Genomic DNA, 18793 nt, shown 5'->3' on the forward strand with positions numbered 1-18793 from the left:
CAATCAGCTCACCTAGTCCTCTAGACAAGTTCACCGTACCTAGTCGTCTAGAGGAGTTCAACCAGTCCGCCATTCTCTTCGCTTTTGCAATCACATCACTGTGCCGGGACGTCGTACTCCAGCACGAACGACGTGGCCACCTTGACCGTGTCACAGACCTCGACCGGCGTGCCGCTGGTGTCGAAGGCCGTGCGAACCAGCGTCAGCACCGGCGACCCAGACCCGATCTCCAACGCCTTACGCTCGTCGGGTGACGGCATCCGGGCCGATACTTCCTCGGTGAAGTGCGCCAGCTCGTGACCGGCATCCTCGATCCGGGCGTAGATGCCACCAGGCCCGGTGTTGACCTCCGCGATGGGCGTGCCCTTGGCGATCGACTCGGGGATGTAGGACGTGGCGATCTCCACCGGCCGTCCGTCCGCCAGGTACCGCCGAGAGCGCACGATCACCCGCTCCCGAGGCTTCAACCCCAACCGCTCCGCCACCTCAACCGACGCGGCCTCATTGGTCACCCGGATCTGATCAACCCCCGGCACATGCCCAGCCGCCTCAGCCTCGGCCAGGAACGCCGACTTCCCCTCCTTCCGATGCCGCCGAGCGAACCGGTCCGACGCCAACCGACGCACAGGCGGAGCCGACCGCACGAACACACCCTTGCCATGCTGCGCCACCACCAGACCCTCGGTCCGCAGCTCCTTGATCGCTTCACGAACCGTCATCCGAGCCACGCCGTAGTGCTCGATCAACACCGCCTCGGACGGCAACTGCTCACCAGGAGCGAGACGACCACGCTCGATGTGCCGACGCAGGATGTCGGCAATCTGCCGATACGGCGGACGGTCCACCGACCTGTCTATAGTTCCTAGATCGAGCATGGCCACCTACTCCTACAGACGACTAGACGTGTTCATGCTCCCACAGGTCCACTCAGCGACGAAAGCGGGAGAATGGCCGACACGCCGCGTCATTCGGTCAGCGTCGCCGGAATCGTGGTCAACGATTCGGGGCAAGTACTGGTCATCCGCCGCAGGGACAACGGCCACTGGGAGCCGCCCGGCGGAGTGCTGGAGATGCCCGAGACGTTCGAAGATGGCGTCAGGCGAGAAGTCCTTGAGGAGACCGGCATCTCCGTACAGGTCGAACGCCTGACCGGCGTCTACAAGAACATGCAGCGCGGCATCGTCGCCCTGGTCTACCGCTGCAGCCCGCTGGACGAGCCCGACCAGGCCACCGCCGAGGCGACCGAGATCCGTTGGATGACGCTGGACGAAGTCCGCGCAGCAATGTCACCCGCTTACGCAGTACGCGTCACCGATGCGTTCGAGTCCGAACTTCACACTCGCGCCCACGACGGCGTAAACCTTCTCCCGTAGTCGCTGCTGAATTCCGCTTTATGGGATCAAGGCGCGCCGCCTGCGGCGACGCGCGGCCGGTCCCGCCTCACGTTTGCACCGACTCCCCGCATCGCGGCACGCCGGGCTCCCGCTCTGCTCCGCCCGTCGGCCGCGCGCGGAGTCGGTGTACATGGCCGGGAAAGCGGCGCGCCATGCAGACGCGAGCTGCCACCAAGCCACTTCCAGCCACCAAGGCCGGGACGATCGCGCGGTCACACGGCTGCCAGCGCTGGGCACGGCGATCGACTGCCGCGACGGCTCCGCCGCCTTGCCGACGCTTAAATGATCGAAGACAAGTGAAGGTAGCATTTAAGGTTATTCGACGACAGCATGTGCCGTCACAAGAATCGCTCGACCCTGCCCCGAAAAGCGGCTGACGACTCACTTACAATTGGCCAAATTTGCCACGTTCGATAGCTTTTAGAGCTATTTCCCTTACGATCACGAAAGCCGTTGAGGTACCGCACGGAAACCCAGCGACCAACGCCTACCACCAGCGCCGGATGCCATCTTTTCTTTTCCCACACCCAGATTGGATCGCCTACTTCGTAGTAGGATCCATCAGGATATATCCCACGATCACGATGCACGTCAGCGCCGACATACGGCTCGATGGCGAACGGATCCCAGTTCGGATCGTGCGCATCGAGCCTAACATCTTCCGCCTCAAAGTCATCATACAGAGGCATTCCCTTATGAAAGAACCGAACCCGCCAAACTATGACATCATTGAACGGGCTATTGAATGCAACCCTAATTGCACATCCGCGAGATTCGCCCGGTGGCGCAATAGTGAGACCCGGAATGACATTCTCACCACACCGGTCAAATAAACACTTTTACCTTTCATGTCTCCCGGACTCGACGCACGCAATTACACGTCCTGCAATCCAGACGTCATTCCAGCGGACACTAACGATGTCTCCGAGATTGAAATAATCGGGGTCAAGAACGATCATTTCTGCCTACTCCAGTGGGCCTGCAATGCTCTGCAGCAAGACTGCCTTAAGCCTGCTGCCTGCCAAGAGAGACAGTGACGTTTTCTCAGCGAAATGGTCTGGGACGAGTCACCAATTGGATGGTGAGGCGCTGACCTGCGGAAGGACGTGAGCCCCTGGTAGGACAGATCTGCCGAGATCATGTCCCGTCAACCAGAGGCTCACGATGGTCGACTATTCTGCCACGCTCGACGTCCCCTGCCACCTGGTGGAGTTCCTGGCCCGCCTGTTGTCCGCCCACCGCCGGACGATCGGCACTCCGTCGGGCAGTCGCTCGTTGGGGCCGTTCCGCCAGGCCGTGCTGGTGCTGCGCTGGTTCCGCGATCGCGGTCGGGTGCACCGCCTGGCCCTCGATGCCGGGATCTCGCAGGCCACCGGCTACCGCTACCTGCACGAGGGCATCGACGTCCTCGCCGGGCAGGCGCCCGAGTTGCACGAGGTGCTCGCCCACCACCGCGGCGACGGGCTGTCCCACGTCGTGCTCGACGGCACTCTCGTGGCCTGCGACCGCGTGGCCGGCGTGACCGAGAACGGCAATGACCTGTGGTACTCGGGCAAAGGCCGCCGCTTCGCCGGGAACATCCAGTTCGTGGCCGCACCGGACGGCACCCCGCTGTGGGTGTCGGAGGTGGAGCCCGGCTCGTTCCACGACCTGCGCGTTGCACGTGCCCACGCACTGCCGGCGTTGTACAAAGCCGCCCACGACGGGCTGCCCACCCTGGCCGACGAGGGCTACACCGGAGCCGGAGCGGGCGTGCACACCCCGATCCGGCCGCACCCCGACATCGCCAGTCCGCTCCACGTCGACAACCGCGCCCACAACAAGCTGTTGCGCAGCATCCGTGCCCTGGGCGAACGCGCCGCCGCCGAACTAAAACAACGGTGGCACGCCCTGCAGTACGTGACCATCAGCCCGAGTCGTATCGGCGCCATCGCCCGAGCAGCCCTCGTCCTCAACAACGCCTGGCGCTGACTTTCGTTGAGAAAACGTCAGTAACCCCAGCTTTACCTTACACCCTACTGTCAGGTGTTCAAACACCCGACGGCTCAGCCAGCCTGTGGGCAATACGACCACTGGTCATGCCCTCCCCGAACCATGCGATTAGCGTGCGACTCGCCCAGCTCAACAAGGGGCAGTAGCGTCACTCAGGACCAAACCGGGCACAGGTCAGAGGCGGCGAGCTGCCGTTGGCTCCGCACCTCCAGGCTGGTCAGTAGCTCAAGCATGATCAGGCCGTCTACAGGCCGTCAGACGTGGATCAGCGTTGGTCAACGATGGTGAACGTCGAGACGAAACCAGCAGGTCAGGCATGGTGCTGTAGGGCGAACCGCAGGTAGTCGCCGGCCACTGACAGTCCTACGACGTGTGATCGCTGACGTCGAACGGCGAACGGCCCGCCAGTCCTCGGACTGGCGGGCCGTTCGTTTTGGTCGGTGTCGCGGGGTCAGGCGTTGACGTAGGCCAGGACGGCGAGGACGCGGCGGTGGCCGCTGTCGGTGGTGGGGAGGCCTAGTTTGCGGAAGATGTTGCCGATGTGTTTGGTGACGGCGCGTTCGGTGACGACTAGTAGGCGGGCGATGGCCAGGTTGTCGTGGCCTTGTGCCATCAGGTGGAGGACTTCGCGTTCGCGCGCTGTGAGGGTGTCCAGGGGGTCGTGGCGGGTCATCAGTTGGGTCACCACCTCGGGGTCCAGGGCGGTGCCGCCGGCCGCTACCCGGTCCAGGGCGTCCAGGAATTCCTCTACTCGGCCCACTCGGTCCTTGAGCAGGTAGCCGGTTCCTGCCGCGCCGGTCGCCAGGAGTTCGGTGGCGTAGGCCTGCTCCACGTATTGCGACAGGACCAGGACGGGCAGGTTGGGCAGGTGTTCGCGGGCCTCGATGGCGGCTCGCAGGCCTTCGTCGCGGAAGGTCGGGGGCATTCGGACGTCGAGGACGGCGATGTCGGGGCGGTGTTCGAGGAGGGTGGGGACGATTTCGGGGCCGTTGACGGCGATGCCTACGATCTCGTGACCCGCGCTCTTGGCCAGCAGCGCGATGCCTTCCCGCAGCAGGGCGTTGTCCTCGGCCAGGACTATCCGCATGGCAGCAGCACCTCGATCGTTGTTCCTCCGTCGACGGGGCTGTCGATGCGGGCACTGCCGTCCAACGCCGCCACTCGGCGCTGGATGCCCAGCAGGCCGCTCCCGCCGGCCGAGGAAGCGCCGCCTTGGCCGTTGTCGCGCACGATGATCCGCAGGTGCGTGCCGTCTCCGTCGACTACGACCTCGGCGTGCTGGGCTGTGCTGTGCTTGGTGACGTTGGTCAGCGACTCCGCAACGACGAAGTACGCCGCGGCTTCGATGGGAGCCGGGGGGCGGGGGAGGTTGTCGGAGATGCTCACGGACACGGGAATGCGCTGTCCTCCGGCTAGGGCTTGGACCGCACCGCCCAAGCCTCGGTCGGCGAGGATGGGTGGGTAGATGCCGCGGATGACGCCGCGGAGGTTGGCCAGTGAGTCCTCGATGCCGGTTCGGGCGTCGCGCACCAGCGACAGCGCCGTTGTTTGCTCGGTGGCGGCGGTGGCGGCAGTGGTGGACAGGGCGCGTTCGGTGAGTCCTAGGCGGACCGCGACGGCCACCAGTTGTGCTTGGACGCCGTCGTGCAGGTCGCGTTCGATGCGACGCAGTTCGGCCCCGTGCGACTCCAGCGCCTCGGTCCGGGTCTCGGTGAGCCGTTCGACCTGCTGGGCCAGCAGTGCGCGGTCGGTCGGGCCGAGCAGCGACTGGGCGAGCCGGGTCTGACCGCGGGCGATCACCGGCACGAGCCGGTACAGGGCGGCGGAGTAGAGCACGGCCTGGACGAACGGCAGGGTCAGGGCCTGCGGCCAGGTCCGGAGTTCGACCAGCGCGGCGGTCATGGTGGCGGGCGGGAACAGCCACCAGTACAGCGGCGTCGTCAGGCTGAACACGATCGCCGGCCACAACGCCACCGCGGTCACGCCGAGGAACGTGCCGCCGGCTCCGTGCGCGAACAGCCAGCCGAGGTCCCGGCGGGTGGCCGGGTCGCGCACGACGGTGCGGAAACGCTGCCACCGGTCGCCGTCGAGGCGGAGGTAGGGCTCAGGGATGTCGTGGCCGAGGACGCGGCCGACGCGGGAACGCTCCATGCCCGCCAGCGAGCGCAAAGGTCTGATCACCTCGGGCGCGAAAGGCAGCACGAGCACCAGGACCGGCACCGCTAACAGGCCGATCAAAGCCGGCAGAGCGGTCGGCAGGCCGGACAACAGCACCGCGGTCGCGTCGGCGCTGCGTCTGATCGCTGTTCTCATTCGGCTCCTGAGGCTTCCGACGTGAACTGCTGACCTGCGGCGACGTCGTCGCACTCTACTGCGGCCCACCACGGGGGTGTAGCCCGCTACACCCCCGGTTCGGTACTGGGGGCCAGTGTGTCGCAGCCGGTCCGCTCATAGCGTCGAGATCGTGAAAAGGACCGGGGAGGAATCACGATGACGACCGTCACGGACAGCCGCACGTGTGCGGTGCGAATGGATTCCGTAAGCAAGACCTACGGCAGCGGCGACACCGCGGTGCGTGCGTTGGACGACGTGACGATCGCGTTGCGGCGCGGCAGTTTCACCGCGGTGATGGGGCCGTCCGGTTCCGGCAAGAGCACTTTCCTGCACTGCGCGGCCGGTTTGGACCGGCCGACGTCGGGGCGCGTGGTGCTGGGCGACACGGATTTGACCGGTCAGCGGGAGGCGAAACTGACCGAGCTGCGCCGGGAACGGGTCGGTTTCGTGTTCCAGGCGTACAACCTGCTCGACGCGCTGACCGTCGAGCAGAACATCGTGCTGCCGCTGCGGCTGGGCAACCGGCCGTTCGAGCCGGAGTTCCTGGCCGAGGTGGTGCGCTCGGTCGAGCTGGACGTGCCCTTGGACCGCCGGCCCAGCAAGCTTTCCGGCGGACAGCAGCAGCGGGTCGCGATCGCCCGTGCGCTGGTCACCCGGCCTGAAGTGATGTTCCTGGACGAACCGACCGGCGCGCTCGACACCCGCACCGCGCGACAGGTGCTGCAAACCCTGCGCAACGCCGTGGACCGGTGGGGGCAGACCGCGGTGATGGTCACGCACGACCCGGTCGCGGCCTCGTACGCGGATTCGGTGGTGTTCCTGGCCGACGGCCGTCTCGCGGGTGAGCTGGCACGTCCCGCGCCGGAGCTGATCGCCGAACGCATGACGCACCTCGGGGACTGGTGACCGGCATGTTCTCCTTGGCCTGGCAGACGATTCGCGCTCGGCGCGCGTCCTTCGCCGCCGCGTTCGTCGCGGTGTTCCTGGGTTCCGCTCTCATCACCGCGAGCGGTGTCCTGCTGGATTCGGGTGTGCGCGCCGGAATCCAGCCTCAGCGCTACGCCGCCGCACCGGTGCTGGTCACCGCCGGGCAGACGGTGTCCACAGAGGTCGGTGTGGAGCAGCGCTTCGCCGAACGCGTTCCGCTGCCGCTCGGGCTGGTCGACGAGATCGCGCGGGTGCCGGGGGTTTCCGAGGCGGTGGGTGACGTGAGCGTGCGCGCCGCTCGGCGCGGGGACACCACCCCGCTGTCGGTGCACGGATGGTCCTCCGCCCAGCTCGGCCCGGTCACGTTGAACGACGGCCGTGCGCCGGAAGCACCGGACGAGATCGTCCTCGACGGCGGTATCGCCGAACGGTCGGCGGTGCGCATCGGCGACGAGGTCGAGCTGGCGATCGGCGCGGTCGCCACCCGGTACCGGGTGGTCGGGACCACCACCTCCGGCCAGGCCTCGGTGTTCCTCACCGACGAGCAGGCCCGGCTGATCTCCGGCCGACCGGACCAGGTGGACGCCGTCGCGGTCCTCGCCGCACCGGGCGTCACCGCGGACGAACTCGCGCAACGGATCCGGCGGGCCGTGCCCGGTGTGACGACCTTCGTCGGCGACGACCGGGCGGACGCGGAGTTCCTGGACGTCGGCGCGGCCAGGTCGTTCCTGGTCATCATCTCCGGCTCCTTCGGCGGCACCATGTTGATGATCGTGCTGTTGGTCGTGGCCGCCACTCTGGGCCTGTCCGTTCAGCAGCGACGCCGGGAGTTCGCCCTGTTGCGGGCGATCGCGGCCGGCCCCCGGCAGATCTACCGGTTGATCGGCGCGGAGACGGTGCTGTTGTCCTCGGTGGCGGCGGCTCTCGGTGCGCTGCCCGGTATCGGCCTGAGCTTCCTGCTGCGTGACGCGCTCGTCCGGGTCGGCGCCGTGCCGGCGGAGTTCCGGTTCGTGATCGGACCGCTGCCGGTCGTCGTGGCGGTGGCGGCGTGTGTGGCGACGTCACTGCCGGCCGGCCTGGTCGTGGCACGACGGGCCGTGCGGATCAGTCCGGTCGCGGCGTTGGGCGAGGCCGCGGTGGAACCGCCGCGACTCGGTCGGGTCCGCTTGGCCGTGGGCTGGGTGCTCGTGATCGCCGGTGTGGTGGCCGGGGTGGCGGTGCCCATGGTCCTCGGCGGACCCGCGGCGATGGGTGGCGCGGCGGGTTCGGCCATGCTGCTGGTCATCGCGGTGGCACTGCTCGGGCCCCGGTTGCTCACGGCCACCGCGGGGCTGCTCGACCGGCTGGGGATGGGACGCGCCCCGGCGGGATTCCTGGCCGGCGCCAACACCCGGGCCCGTTCACGTCGGCTCGGTTCGGCGACCACGCCGCTGATCATGGGCGTGACGCTGGCCGCGGTGCAGATCTTCACCATGACCACGACGACCGCGGCGGCACAGCGCCAGACCGACACCGGTGTGCTCGCCGACCGGGTGCTCGTGGCCCGGGACGGCATCGCGCCCACCGTGGCCGACACCGTCCGGCAGGTGCCCGGTGTCGACGCGGTGACGTCGGTGGCACGTACGCAGGTGCTGGTCACCTACGACCAGTTCGGCGACAAGGCCACCGAGTCCTACGCCGCGCAGGGCGTCACGCCCGACCGGCTCGGCGACGTCATGGACCTCGACGTCCGGCGCGGCGACCTCGCCGGACTCACGGGTGACGCGGTGGCGGTGAGCCGGTTCGCGGCCGGCACGTTCGGCGTCGACGTCGGCTCGACCCTCACCATGCGCCTCGGCGACGGCACGTCCCACACCGCCCGCGTGGTGGCCGTCTACGGCAGCGGCCTCGGCTTCGGCGACCTGACCCTGCCGCACGACGTGGTGGTCGACCACACCACCACCCGGCTCGACGCCGAGATCCTCATCGCCGGCGCACCAAGCGACCTCGCGTTGCGCAACGCCCTCGCGTCGCACCCCGAGGTCCAGGTCGTCGACCGGATCTCCTTCACCGCCGACCGGAACAGCGCGGCGGCCGCGCAGTCCACGGTCACCCTGCTGCTGAACCTGGTGCTGCTCGGCTTCATCGCCATCGCGGTGGTGAACATCCTGGTCCTGGCCACGGCGGCACGGGTGCGCGAGTTCGCGCTGCTGCGGCTCGTGGGCGCGAAACCCCGCCAGGTGCGGGCGATGATGCGCGGCGAAGCGGGCATCGTCGTCGTTGCCTCGGTCGTGCTCGGATCACTGGCCGCGCTCCCCCCGCTGATCGGGATCAGCCTCAGCCTGACCGCGTCCGCGCTGCCGACCGTGCCGCCGCTGATCTACCTGGCGATCGTCGCCGCCGCGGTCGCGTTCGGGTGGGGCTCGATCGCGATTCCCACGCGGATCGCCATGCGCCCCACTCCCGTCACGGCCATGCGCACCGGTGAATGAACTGTTTCCCCACTTCGACCCCACTTTGAAAGGACATCGTGGTGGCATCCCCGTATCCCCGGACCAGGTGAGTGACGAGCGGGCCTCGTTGCCGACCAACCCGCGCGGCTTCGTCCCGGTGTTCAGTTACCGGGCCGAGCCTGCATGAACACCTCTTCACGGCTCGTGAACAGCGGCGGCAGGCCGGCTCGGTGCTCCTGCGCACGGCGGGCGTCCGGGTCGGCCCGCACGGCGGCCTCCACCTGCTCATAGGCCTCACGGGAGTCGTACTCCCAGACCGCGACCACCCGGCCATCCTCCGTCTCCCACCGGCCGACCAGGCGTGCGCCGTGGCGCAGTTGCACCGGCAGCAGCCAGTCGCGGAAGAACTCGTGGAACGCGGGCAGGTTCTCGGGGACCGCCGTGTAGATCCGCATCCGGTAGATCACGCCACCCAGACTGCCGGCCGGGAGCTAGGTCCTGGTGAGCCTGCGCACCACGGCCAGGCCGTCCGGAGTGCCGGGCCAGTGCTCCGCCACCAGGTCCGGGCCGGTCGTGCGGATCACCGAGCGGAGGACCCAGCTGACCAGGATCGCGTCGTCCGCGTAGCCGAGCACCGGGATGAAGTCGGGTACCAGGTCGAACGGCAGGGCCAGGTAGGCCAGCAACAGCCACAACCGCACCCGCGCCGAACGCGGCACACGGGGATCACGGGCCAGGCGGGCGACAAGGCGCAGCACGTCCGGAAGCAGCCGCACGGCCAGCGCGAGGGCACCGCCGCGTGGCCGGATCAGGAACAGGCCCAGGAGCAGCGCCAACCACAGGCCGAGCAGCCCGAGGACGACACCCAGGAGGACGTCCACCTACTTGGGGATGGGAATCCCGGTCACGGTCACCGCACCCCCGGTGGGCGCGAGCTGGCCGATGATCCCGGCGAAGGTCAGCGAGAACGTGGTCCCCGTCGCCCCGACCCGCTGGTCCAGCTCCACGAACCCGTTGATGCTGGAGTTCTTCGCGATCGACGCCGGCCACCGGCTGGTCGACGGGGACGCGCCGTAGTTGCGCTGCGTGTCGTCGACCGCCGAGACGGACGCCACCGGCAGGTCCATCTTCGAGGTGCTGGCGTTTATGGCGGTGACGAACACCTTGAGGCGGCCACCGAGGTTCTCGACCTTGGTGACTTCCACGGTGAGCAGGCCGCGTGCCTGCTTCCACGACCCGGTGAGGACCTTGGTCTCCCCGCTGGGCGGCGCTTCCTCCGCCGACGAGGAGGACAACGGGGACGACCCCACCGCGCCGTCGAGACCGCCGCCGATGGGCTCGTCGGACGTGCGCCTCGGCGTGGTCGGGGCAGCGGTCGACGAGGTTTCGCCCAGCGTGAAGCTCAACGCGCCGACGCCTACCGTGCCGGCGGTGACGGCCTGGATCACGCCGAGCAGCACGAGCACGCCGAGCATGACCATGCTGATCTTGAGAACTGCGTTGCTCTTCTTGCGGTGGATCTCGTCGTCCATGACGTCCTTCGTCCGGGCGCACACGTGCGGATGTGAAACTCCCCCACTGAGTGTCGACAGTCTCGACATAGCCGATGCCAATAGTCAATGCGCAGGGGCCCCTGATCGACTCTGCGTAGCCCCCGATCGACACGCCGTCGACACCAGGGCTGCCCGTCCTCCGACGGGGGTGTGAGGTTAGGGTCACGCCGTGTCTGATGACGTCGCAACCACCGCGCAGGTGCTGTCCACCAACATCTTCGACTCCGCCGCCGAGGCGATCGAGGCGATCGGCGCCGCCGACGTGCTCGGTCTCGGTGTCCGGGTGTCGAACCGCCTCGTCCAGGACGAGGAGTCCGACGACACCCTCGTCGAGGAGTGGATCGTCGAACTGCTCACCTCGGTTCCGACCGTCGACGAGGAGTGAGGCAGCTGAAGGGCCCCCACCCTCTACGGGGGCCCTTCACCCAAGCCCGAACCCGAACCCGAGCCCGAGCCCGAGCCCGATCACTGTAATCCTTGTCACACCGTCAGATCCTCGTCACACCGTCAGCACGACCTTGCCCCGCACGTGCCTGCCCTCCAGCAGCTTGTGCGCGTCGGCGGCCTGTGCCAGCGGGAACGTCTGCTGCACCTCGACCTTCAACGCCCCGGAGCCGGCGTGCCCGGCCAGCCACTCCAGATCCGCGGCGACGGGCTTGGCGTAGGCGTACCGACCACCCAGCTCCAGCACGTTGGTGTCCACAATGGACACGATCCGGGCCGGATCGCGCACCAGGGCGGGTGAGTCGTTGAGCGCGGCGCCGCCGACGCAGTCGAACGCCACGTCGACCTTCCCGTCGCCGCCGACGAGCTCGGCCACGTTGTCCACCAGCGCGTCCCCGTAGGCCACCGGCTCCACGCCGAGCGACCGGAGGAACTCGTGGTTGCGCGGCGACGCCGTGCCGATGACCCGTGACGCGCCCATGATCCGCGCGACCTGCACGGCGAGGTGCCCGACACCGCCGGCGGCGGCGTGCACGAGCACCGTGTCACCGGCGGACACACCGACCTTCCGCAACGCCTGCACGGCCGTCAGCCCGGTCAACGCGAGCCCGCCCGCCTCCTCGAACGACAACGACGCCGGCTTGTGCGCCAACCCGCGCTCGGTGGCCGCGACCATCTCCGCGTACGCGCCGTGCTGCACGTGGTCCTTGCGCTGGTAGCCGAACACCTCGTCGCCGACCGCGAACCCGTCCACCGCGGGCCCCACGGCACGCACCACACCGGCCACGTCCCAGCCCGGGATCAGCGGGAAGTGGTGTGGCAGCACGCCCGCGACGTATCCCATGCGCACCAACCGGTCGACCGGGTTCAGACCCGCCGCCCGGACCTCGACCAACACCTGGTCCAGCGAGATCACCGGGTCGGGCACCTCCCGCAACACCAGGACGTCGGCATCTCCGAATTCCGTCTGTGCGATCGCTTTCACGAACTCCAGTGTTCAGGAACCGTAGAAGATCCGCTCGATCACGGCCCGCGCACGCCGGGTCGTGCGCCGGTAGGAGTCCAGGAACTCGCCGGGGTCGCTGTCGTACCCCATCGCCGACGCCACCGCCGTCAGGTCACGCCCGGTCGTCGGCAGCTGGTCACCGGGCTTGCCGCGGACCAGCACGACCGCGTTGCGCGCCCTGGTCGCCATCACCCACGACTCCATCAGCGCGGACGAGTCGTCCGGCGACATCAGCCGCGCCTCGGTCGCCGCGCGCAGCCCGCGCACGGTCGACGGCGTGCGCAGGCCGGGCACCTCGAACGCGTGCTGGAGTTGCAGCAGCTGCACGGTCCACTCGACGTCCGCGAGCCCGCCGCGTCCCAGCTTGGTGTGCGTGGACGGGTCGGCGCCGCGCGGCAGCCGTTCGGCTTCGACACGTGCCTTGATGCGCCGGATCTCCCGCACGGCGCCCGCGTCCAACCCCTGCGCGGGGTACCGCACCGGGTTGATCATGTCGATGAACCGCGTGCCCAGCTCGGTGTCACCCGCGATGGCCCGGGCCCGCAGCAGCGCCTGCGCCTCCCACAGCTCGGCCCACTGCGCGTAGTACGCCCGGTAGGACTCCAGCGTGCGCACCAACGGCCCCTGCCTGCCCTCCGGCCGCAGGTCGGTGTCCACCTGCAACGCCGGGTCCTGGCTGGGCGCGCTGAGCAGCCGCCGCACCCGTTCCACCACCGACGAGGCGTAACGGGCGGCGTCCGAGTCGGTCACGCCCGGCGCGGGCTCGCACACGAACATCACGTCGGCGTCCGAGCTGTACCCCAGCTCACGCCCGCCGAGCCGGCCCATGCCGATGACCGCGATCGTCGCCAACCGCTCGCCCGCGGACCGCACGACCGCGTCCAACGCCGCCTGCAACACCGCCACCCACACCTCGGACAGCGACACGCACACCGTCCGCAGCGGCACCAGCCCGAGCAGGTCCGCCGACGCCACCCGCAGCAGCTCCTGGCGGCGCAACGACCGGGCGGCGGTGACCGCGCGGTTCAGGTCGCTGTACCGGGACACGGCGCTGCGCAGCGGGTTGCCGATGGTCATCGGGTCACGACCGATCAACGCCGTCGTGTCGGCCAGTAACGGCAACACCTCCGGCGCCCGCACCAGCAGGTCCGGCACGAATTTCGACGTGCCGAGCAGCGCGGCCAGCCGGTCGACCACCGTGCCCTCGTCCCGCAGCAACCGCAGGTACCAAGGCGTCTCGGCCAACGCCTCCGACACCCTCCGGTACGCCAACAGGCCGCCGTCCGGGTCCGGGGTGGTCGCGAACAGGTCCAGCAGTACCGGCAGCAGCGCCGTCTGAATCCGCGCCCGCCGGGAAACACCCCTGGTCAACGCCTCGATGTGCTTCAACGCGCCGTCCGGTGCGGCGTACCCCAACGCGGCCAGCCGTGCCGCCGCCTGGGACGTGGTCAACCGCAGCGCCTCCGTCGGTACGTTCGCGACGGCCTGCAACAGCGGCCGGTAGAACAGCTTCTCGTGCAGCCTGCGCACCTGGTTGGCGCGCTTGCGGAACTCGGCCAGCAGCACCTGGCTCTCCGACAGCCCGCCCTCGGCGTGCAACCCCGCCGCGCGCGCCAGCCACCGCAACGCCGCCGTGTCGTCGTCCGCCGGGAACAGGTGGGTGCGCCGCATCCGCTGCAACTGCAACCGGTGCTCCAACGTGCGCAGGAACCGGTACGCGCGGCCGAAATCGGCGGCGTCCGTGCGGCCGACGTACCCGCCGAGCCCCAACGCGGCCAACGCCTGCGTCGTCGTGGTGATGCGCAGTTCCTCGTCACCGCGACCGTGCACGAGTTGCAGCAGCTGCACGGCGAACTCGACGTCCCGCAGCCCGCCGCGGCCCAGCTTCAGCTCCCGGTCGGCCAGGCCGGCCGGCACGTGGTCCTCGACGCGGCGGCGCATGGCCTGCACGTCGGGCACGAAGTTCTCCCGTTCGGCGGCCGTCCACACCAGCGGCCGCACCACGTCCATGTACCGCTGCCCCAGCTCCTCGTCACCGGCCACCGGCCGGGCCTTGAGCAGCGCCTGGAACTCCCACGTCCGCGCCCACCGCTGGTAGTAGGTGGCGTGGCCGTCCACGGTGCGCACCAGCGCGCCCGCCTTGCCCTCCGGCCGCAGCGCCGCGTCCACCTCGAAGCACGCCTGGCCCGCGATCTGCATCATCGTGCTGGCCAGCCGCGTCGCCACCGGGATGTCACCCTCGCCGACGAACACCACGTCCACGTCGCTGACGTAGTTCAGCTCCCGCGCGCCGCACTTGCCCATCGCGATCACCGCGAGCCGGCACTCGTCCGACCGCGGCACCTGACGTGCGGCGACGTCCAGCGCGGCGCGCAACGCGGCCACCGCCAGATCCGACAGCAGGGCGGCGACGTCGTCGTAGTTGACGTACAGCTGGCCGGGCTCGACCACGTGCGCCATGTCCTCGGCGGCGATCCGGCACAGCAGCGCCCGGTACTCCAGCCGCAACGCCCGCACCGCGTCCTGGCCGGTCAGCCCTTCGACCGCGGCGACGAGGGCCGGCGCGAACGTCTCGGCGTCCACGGGGTCGGCGTCGACCAGGCCGTGCCAGCGGTCCGGGTTGGCGACCAGGAAGTCCGACAGCGCGGTGGACGAGCCGAGCACGGCCAGCAGCCGTCCGCGCAACGCCTCGCTGTCCCGCAACGCCTGGTCCAGCTCCGGCCACCGGTCACCGAGAGCACTGCGCAGCCGGTCGGCACCCCGTAACGCCAGGTCCGGGTCGGGGCTGCGGGACAACGCCACCAGGATCGGCTCGTTGCCGTCACTGGGCCGCCGCCCCTCCCACCAGCCGGCGGCACGCAGGTGCTCACCGCTGCGCGTCTCGGTCAGGCCGAACCGGGCGGGGGAAGTGGGCAGACGGGCTGGATCGGTCATCGACGAACACCGTAACCCGCTCGGGCGCGAGACGAAGCCTCAGCTCGCCACGATCAAGTAGATGCCGGACAACACTACGGTCACGCACGCCGGCGCGGCCGCCGTCGGCCGCGCGGTCGACGCCTGGCGCTCCTGCGCCGCCTCCCGCGCTGACAACGCGCGCAGACCACCACGCCGAACGTGCCGAGCGACGCGACCTCAGCGGAGGTTCGTCACACCAGCGGCAGGCTCCGGTGAATCGACAGCTCACCGGCTGCCAGGCGCACGAATCGTTCGGCGAACGGCTGCCACACCTCACGCATGTCCTCGTGCCCCTCGGCGAGCCGGGCCGGGTCGAGCAGTCCGCGACGAGCACCGGCCACGACGTCCGGGTGCCCGGCCGCCCAGCGCAGAACCATCTCCGGCGTGGTCTCGATGTGGAACTGCACGCCGTAGGCGCGGTCACCGACGCGGAACGCCTCGTTGGCGCACTTCGGGGAGGACGCCAGCAGCAACGCGGTCGGCGGCAGGAGCCCGACCTCGTCCTCGTGGAACTGCAACACGTCCGGCGTCCACGGCAGCTCGCCGAACAGCGGGTCGCCGCTCGACGCGTCCCGCTTCGCCACCAGGTTCAGGCCGATCTCCGGCCCGCGCGGACTGCGCCGCACCTGCCCACCGGTGGCCGCGGCCAGCAGCTGCGCACCGAGGCAGATCGCCAGCAACGGCACCCGCTTCGCCACCGCGTGCGACAGGAGTTTGCGCACGTCGGCGAGCCACGGGTGCTCGGCGTCGTCCAGCGCGCCCATCGCACCGCCCATGCACACCACGCCCTGGTAGCCGTCGAGCGTGGCCGGCACGGGTTGCTCGTACGGCTTCACCACGTCCAGCACCGCCCCGGCAGCGGTCAACCACTCGCCGAGGCGGGCGGGCGGGTCGTCGTGGTCGGGTTGCAGCACGAGCAGGCGCGTCACCCGACCGAGATTAGATCAGCAGTCACAGCTGATGCCGTGCAGGTCTGTGCCCTCCCCCATGCTGCCCTCCACTGTGCTGCCTTCCACTGGGTAACCCGCCGCCTGCCAGCTGGCGATGCCGCCGGCCAGCCGCTTCACCTTGAACCCGAGCCGCGACAGCTTGAGCGCGCCCTTGGTGGCGGCGTTGCACTCGAAGCTCTCGCAGTAGCAGACGTAGACCAGGTCGCGGTCCCAGTCGGCGGTCGTCGTCTCGTCCACCTCCCAGTGCGGGAGGTTGATCGCGCCGGGGATGCGGGCCCGCTCGAACGCCTCGGGACTGCGCGTCTCGACGAGCCGGAAACCCTCGGTGGTGCCTGCCTTCAGATCGCGGACCACGTCGTCCGGGTCGGCCTCGAAGGCCAGTTCCGCGGCGAAGAACGCGGCGGCGGCAGCGGGGTCGGCGGCGGGGAAGCGGAGCGTGTTGGTCATGGGTAAATGGTGGCTGACCAGCGTGTTCTTCCCCATGCAGAAGTCCAGGTGTGCGGCGGCTCCCGCTTACGATTCCACGGTGGAACTGGACGATCTGGATTGGAAGTTGTTGGACCTGCTCCAGCGGGACGGGCGGATGACGTTCACCGAGCTGGCCAAGCGGGTCTCGCTGTCCGCGCCCGCGACGACCGAGCGGGTGCGGCGGCTGGAGCAGGCCGGGATCGTCACCGGATACGCGGCGGTGGTCGATCCGCAACGGCTCGGGCTGCCGATCGAGGCCATCGTGCGGGTGCGGGTGCGCAGCCTGGACACGCCCCGGTTCCGGGAGCGGGTGGTGACCATGGCGCAGGTGCGCGACGCCGACCACGTGACCGGGGACGACTGCTGGCTGCTGCGCGTGGTGTGCCGCTCGATGGTCGAGCTGGAGGAGTTCGTGGAGCACGCCCAGCGGTACGGCGACACGACCACGTCACTGGTGTTCTCCTCCCACGCCCGCAACCGGCCCGTGACGCGGGACGTCTTCGGGGGTATCGTTTCTCGATAACATCGATAAACGATATGCAGGGGCATGTCATGTCGAAGGGGAACCCGTTAGAGCCGTTGACCGGCGTGGTGTCCGCGGCGTTCGCGCTGAGCGCGGGGGTGCTCGGGCTGGCCACCGCGATCCGGCTGACAGTCGGCTTGTTCGACCCGGTGTGCTTCACCGCGAAGTACTGGCCTTACGGCGGTGAGAGCCGAGGTCTGGTCGAGGGCACGAGGCTGGACGACGTCGAACGAGCCAGGTTGTGCGTGGACGACCCGGCGCCTTGGCAACACGTCCTCAGCTTCCTGTCCGAGGCACCGACCGCTCTCGCCCGCGTCGTCGCGCTGCTACTGCTCCTCAAGCTGCTGCGGAACGCTTCCCGCCACGGCATCCACACGGCCGACACGGCGGCGGGCGTGCGCCGGTTCGGGCACTACCTGCTGTGGGTGCTCCCGGCGGCGGCGATGGCCGATTCGATCGCGCGGACCACACTGGTCCACGCCGCCGTCACCTTCGACGCGGGATACCTGTCCTTCCTCGGCGAGTGGGAAGCGCCTTGGTGGGCGGTCATCACCGGCATCGCACTGCTGTCGCTGGCGAAGATCATGCGTGCGAGCGCGGAGATGCGCGAGGAACTAGAAGGAACCGTGTGACGATCCAGGTGCACCTCGACCGGCTGCTGGCCGAGCGCGGGATGACGTTGACCGAGCTCTCCGAACGCGTGGGCGTGACGGTGGTCAACCTGTCGATCCTCAAGAACGGCCGCGCCAGGGCGATCCGGTTCAGCACGCTCACCGCGCTGTGCGAGGTGCTGGACTGCCAGCCGGGCGACCTGCTCAGCTACCGGCCGGGCTGAACACGAACTCCGCCGCGTCCACCACCGGCCGGAACCCGATCCGCTGGTAGATGGAGTTCGACGTCGGGTTGGTCAGGTCGGTGAAGAGCACGACGTGCTCCGCGCCCTTCTCCCGCGCCCACGTCGCACAGGCCGCCGTTGCCGCCGCACCGTAACCGCGCCTGCGGTGCTCGGGCGGGGTGTAGACGGGGCCGATGCGGGACATGCCGGCCACCGGGGCGTTCGCCGCCGCCCACGACACCGGCTCGTCGCCGTCGTACCAGATCACGTGACCGTGCCCGGCAGCCAGGCCGACCCGAACGATCCGCGCCGACCTGTCGTCGCTGCCGTCGCGGCCGTCGCGGGCCTGCCCGGTGGCTTCGACGGCGAAATCGGCGTGCCAGTGGGACAGCAGGTCGATGTCATCCACCGTGGCGAGGCGGGCGTGGCCGGGGACGTCCGGTGTCTCCAGGTCTTTCAGCTCGTAGAGGCGCAACGCCATGTGCTCGTACGCGCCGCAGCCGGTGCGGGCGACCCAGGCGACTGCGAACGCCTCGGCCGCATCCCTCGGGCCGTTCACGCCGGGCAGCTCGACATCACCGGCCAACGCGTCCGCAACAGTTTCGGCCCACTCCGGCGGGACACCGCTGACGGTCAGCGGCCACGGCGGGGTGCGGAGAGCGGCGGCCACCAGGACGCCGTCTTCGACGACGGTGACCAGCAGCGGCGGTTCGTCGTCCGGGTCGGGGTGGTTGAGCCTGCGGTCAACCGCGGCGATGGGGACGGTGTGGAACACCGGGTCGGCGTTGAAGAAGTCCCCGGTCAGCGCCCAGAACTCCGCCAGATCGTCGTGCTTCGTCACCTCGGCCACGGAACGGACGGTAACGCAAAAAGCCCTCAGGGGCACTCGACATGTCGAGTGCCCCTGAGGGAAGGAATGTTCGGCGGCGTCCTACTCTCCCACACCCTCACGAGTGCAGTACCATCGGCGCTGGAAGGCT

The 18793-nt window shown here is 69.3% G+C and carries 19 protein-coding genes; 8 read left to right on the plus strand and 11 right to left on the minus strand.

Features of this window, described 5'->3' with window-relative positions; translation table 11 throughout:
* Positions 1–95: 95 nt before the first annotated feature.
* A complete protein-coding gene (locus ALI22I_RS04095; RefSeq protein ID WP_077004227.1) occupies positions 96–875 on the minus strand; it encodes a GntR family transcriptional regulator in 780 nt (259 codons plus the stop codon).
* Positions 876–947: 72 nt separating this feature from the next.
* On the opposite strand from ALI22I_RS04095, the gene ALI22I_RS04100 reads away from it, so the two are divergent.
* Entirely contained in the window at positions 948–1373 is a 426-nt protein-coding gene (locus ALI22I_RS04100; RefSeq protein WP_077004202.1) for an NUDIX hydrolase, read from the plus strand.
* A gap of 1185 nt (positions 1374–2558) precedes the next feature.
* The gene (locus ALI22I_RS04105; RefSeq protein ID WP_077004203.1) at positions 2559–3365 is read left to right on the plus strand and encodes a transposase family protein; all 807 of its coding nucleotides are present in this window, start codon (positions 2559–2561) and stop codon (positions 3363–3365) included.
* 472 nt (positions 3366–3837) lie between these two features.
* On the opposite strand, the gene ALI22I_RS04110 is transcribed toward ALI22I_RS04105, so the two are convergent.
* Together ALI22I_RS04110 and ALI22I_RS04115 are read right to left on the minus strand one after the other, a co-directional pair.
* Entirely contained in the window at positions 3838–4473 is a 636-nt protein-coding gene (locus tag ALI22I_RS04110) for a response regulator transcription factor (RefSeq protein WP_077004204.1), read from the minus strand.
* Positions 4464–5699 (minus strand): sensor histidine kinase, encoded by a 1236-nt coding sequence (locus ALI22I_RS04115; RefSeq protein ID WP_077004205.1) that lies wholly within the window; start codon positions 5697–5699, stop codon positions 4464–4466. The genes ALI22I_RS04110 and ALI22I_RS04115 overlap by 10 nt, the downstream gene beginning before the upstream one ends.
* Positions 5700–5876: 177 nt before the next feature.
* On the opposite strand from ALI22I_RS04115, the gene ALI22I_RS04120 reads away from it, so the two are divergent.
* Positions 5877–6626 (plus strand): ABC transporter ATP-binding protein, encoded by a 750-nt coding sequence (locus ALI22I_RS04120; protein WP_077004206.1) that lies wholly within the window; start codon positions 5877–5879, stop codon positions 6624–6626.
* Positions 6627–6631: 5 nt separating this feature from the next.
* Positions 6632–9118, plus strand: coding sequence for an ABC transporter permease (locus ALI22I_RS04125; RefSeq protein ID WP_077004228.1), 2487 nt, complete (start codon positions 6632–6634; stop codon positions 9116–9118).
* A gap of 122 nt (positions 9119–9240) precedes the next feature.
* On the opposite strand, the gene ALI22I_RS04130 is transcribed toward ALI22I_RS04125, so the two are convergent.
* Genes ALI22I_RS04130 through ALI22I_RS04140 form a run of 3 tightly spaced genes read right to left on the minus strand, consistent with a single transcriptional unit; the run spans position 9241 to position 10611 of the window.
* Positions 9241–9546 (minus strand): NIPSNAP family protein, encoded by a 306-nt coding sequence (locus tag ALI22I_RS04130; RefSeq protein WP_077004207.1) that lies wholly within the window; start codon positions 9544–9546, stop codon positions 9241–9243.
* Positions 9547–9570: 24 nt separating this feature from the next.
* Entirely contained in the window at positions 9571–9960 is a 390-nt protein-coding gene (locus ALI22I_RS04135) for a YkvA family protein (protein WP_077004208.1), read from the minus strand.
* Positions 9961–10611: a hypothetical protein gene (locus tag ALI22I_RS04140; protein WP_077004209.1), complete on the minus strand. Its 651-nt coding sequence runs from the start codon at positions 10609–10611 to the stop codon at positions 9961–9963. It lies immediately after the preceding gene.
* Between the two features lie 190 nt (positions 10612–10801).
* Here ALI22I_RS04140 and ALI22I_RS04145 point away from each other — a divergent pair, with 190 nt between their 5' ends.
* Positions 10802–11017: a hypothetical protein gene (locus ALI22I_RS04145; protein ID WP_077004210.1), complete on the plus strand. Its 216-nt coding sequence runs from the start codon at positions 10802–10804 to the stop codon at positions 11015–11017.
* Positions 11018–11131: 114 nt separating this feature from the next.
* Here the strand turns inward: ALI22I_RS04145 and ALI22I_RS04150 are convergent, their stop codons facing one another.
* From ALI22I_RS04150 to ALI22I_RS04165, 4 genes are all read right to left on the minus strand, one after another.
* Positions 11132–12061: an NADP-dependent oxidoreductase gene (locus ALI22I_RS04150; RefSeq protein WP_077004211.1), complete on the minus strand. Its 930-nt coding sequence runs from the start codon at positions 12059–12061 to the stop codon at positions 11132–11134.
* A gap of 12 nt (positions 12062–12073) precedes the next feature.
* Complete coding sequence (locus ALI22I_RS04155; RefSeq protein WP_077004212.1) at positions 12074–15016, minus strand: bifunctional [glutamine synthetase] adenylyltransferase/[glutamine synthetase]-adenylyl-L-tyrosine phosphorylase; 2943 nt, start codon at positions 15014–15016, stop codon at positions 12074–12076.
* Between the two features lie 212 nt (positions 15017–15228).
* On the minus strand, positions 15229–15966 hold the full coding sequence (locus tag ALI22I_RS04160) for a type 1 glutamine amidotransferase (protein WP_077004213.1): 738 nt from the start codon (positions 15964–15966) through the stop codon (positions 15229–15231).
* Between the two features lie 15 nt (positions 15967–15981).
* Positions 15982–16434: a rhodanese-like domain-containing protein gene (locus ALI22I_RS04165; RefSeq protein WP_077004214.1), complete on the minus strand. Its 453-nt coding sequence runs from the start codon at positions 16432–16434 to the stop codon at positions 15982–15984.
* Between the two features lie 79 nt (positions 16435–16513).
* Here ALI22I_RS04165 and ALI22I_RS04170 point away from each other — a divergent pair, with 79 nt between their 5' ends.
* The 3 genes from ALI22I_RS04170 to ALI22I_RS04180 are packed head-to-tail and all read left to right on the plus strand — an operon-like array spanning position 16514 to position 17813.
* Positions 16514–16978 (plus strand): Lrp/AsnC family transcriptional regulator, encoded by a 465-nt coding sequence (locus tag ALI22I_RS04170; RefSeq protein WP_077004215.1) that lies wholly within the window; start codon positions 16514–16516, stop codon positions 16976–16978.
* Positions 16979–17007: 29 nt separating this feature from the next.
* Entirely contained in the window at positions 17008–17610 is a 603-nt protein-coding gene (locus ALI22I_RS04175; RefSeq protein ID WP_077004216.1) for a DUF2975 domain-containing protein, read from the plus strand.
* Positions 17607–17813 carry a helix-turn-helix domain-containing protein gene (locus ALI22I_RS04180; RefSeq protein ID WP_077004217.1) on the plus strand — a complete coding sequence of 69 codons (207 nt, stop codon included), beginning with the start codon at positions 17607–17609 and terminating at the stop codon, positions 17811–17813. Before ALI22I_RS04175 ends, ALI22I_RS04180 begins: the two co-directional genes overlap by 4 nt.
* Here ALI22I_RS04180 and ALI22I_RS04185 read toward each other — a convergent pair.
* Positions 17794–18663, minus strand: a complete 870-nt coding sequence (locus ALI22I_RS04185) for a GNAT family N-acetyltransferase (protein ID WP_077004218.1) — start codon at positions 18661–18663, stop codon at positions 17794–17796. The two genes, ALI22I_RS04180 and ALI22I_RS04185, sit on opposite strands and share 20 nt — an antisense overlap.
* Positions 18664–18793 lie beyond the last annotated feature (130 nt).

This window comes from Saccharothrix sp. ALI-22-I, from assembly GCF_001984175.1.
Classification (GTDB): Bacteria; Actinomycetota; Actinomycetes; order Mycobacteriales; family Pseudonocardiaceae; genus Actinosynnema.

What these genes read in the sequence shown, in the direction of transcription:
- ALI22I_RS04095 (WP_077004227.1), bottom strand. Translation starts at nt 875, where the DNA reads ATGCTCGATCTAGGAACTATAGACAGGTCGGTGGACCGTCCGCCGTAT.
- ALI22I_RS04100 (WP_077004202.1), top strand. Translation starts at nt 948, where the DNA reads ATGGCCGACACGCCGCGTCATTCGGTCAGCGTCGCCGGAATCGTGGTC.
- ALI22I_RS04105 (WP_077004203.1), top strand. Translation starts at nt 2,559, where the DNA reads ATGGTCGACTATTCTGCCACGCTCGACGTCCCCTGCCACCTGGTGGAG.
- ALI22I_RS04110 (WP_077004204.1), bottom strand. Translation starts at nt 4,473, where the DNA reads ATGCGGATAGTCCTGGCCGAGGACAACGCCCTGCTGCGGGAAGGCATC.
- ALI22I_RS04115 (WP_077004205.1), bottom strand. Translation starts at nt 5,699, where the DNA reads ATGAGAACAGCGATCAGACGCAGCGCCGACGCGACCGCGGTGCTGTTG.
- ALI22I_RS04120 (WP_077004206.1), top strand. Translation starts at nt 5,877, where the DNA reads ATGACGACCGTCACGGACAGCCGCACGTGTGCGGTGCGAATGGATTCC.
- ALI22I_RS04125 (WP_077004228.1), top strand. Translation starts at nt 6,632, where the DNA reads ATGTTCTCCTTGGCCTGGCAGACGATTCGCGCTCGGCGCGCGTCCTTC.
- ALI22I_RS04140 (WP_077004209.1), bottom strand. Translation starts at nt 10,611, where the DNA reads ATGGACGACGAGATCCACCGCAAGAAGAGCAACGCAGTTCTCAAGATC.
- ALI22I_RS04155 (WP_077004212.1), bottom strand. Translation starts at nt 15,016, where the DNA reads ATGACCGATCCAGCCCGTCTGCCCACTTCCCCCGCCCGGTTCGGCCTG.
- ALI22I_RS04165 (WP_077004214.1), bottom strand. Translation starts at nt 16,434, where the DNA reads ATGACCAACACGCTCCGCTTCCCCGCCGCCGACCCCGCTGCCGCCGCC.
- ALI22I_RS04175 (WP_077004216.1), top strand. Translation starts at nt 17,008, where the DNA reads ATGTCGAAGGGGAACCCGTTAGAGCCGTTGACCGGCGTGGTGTCCGCG.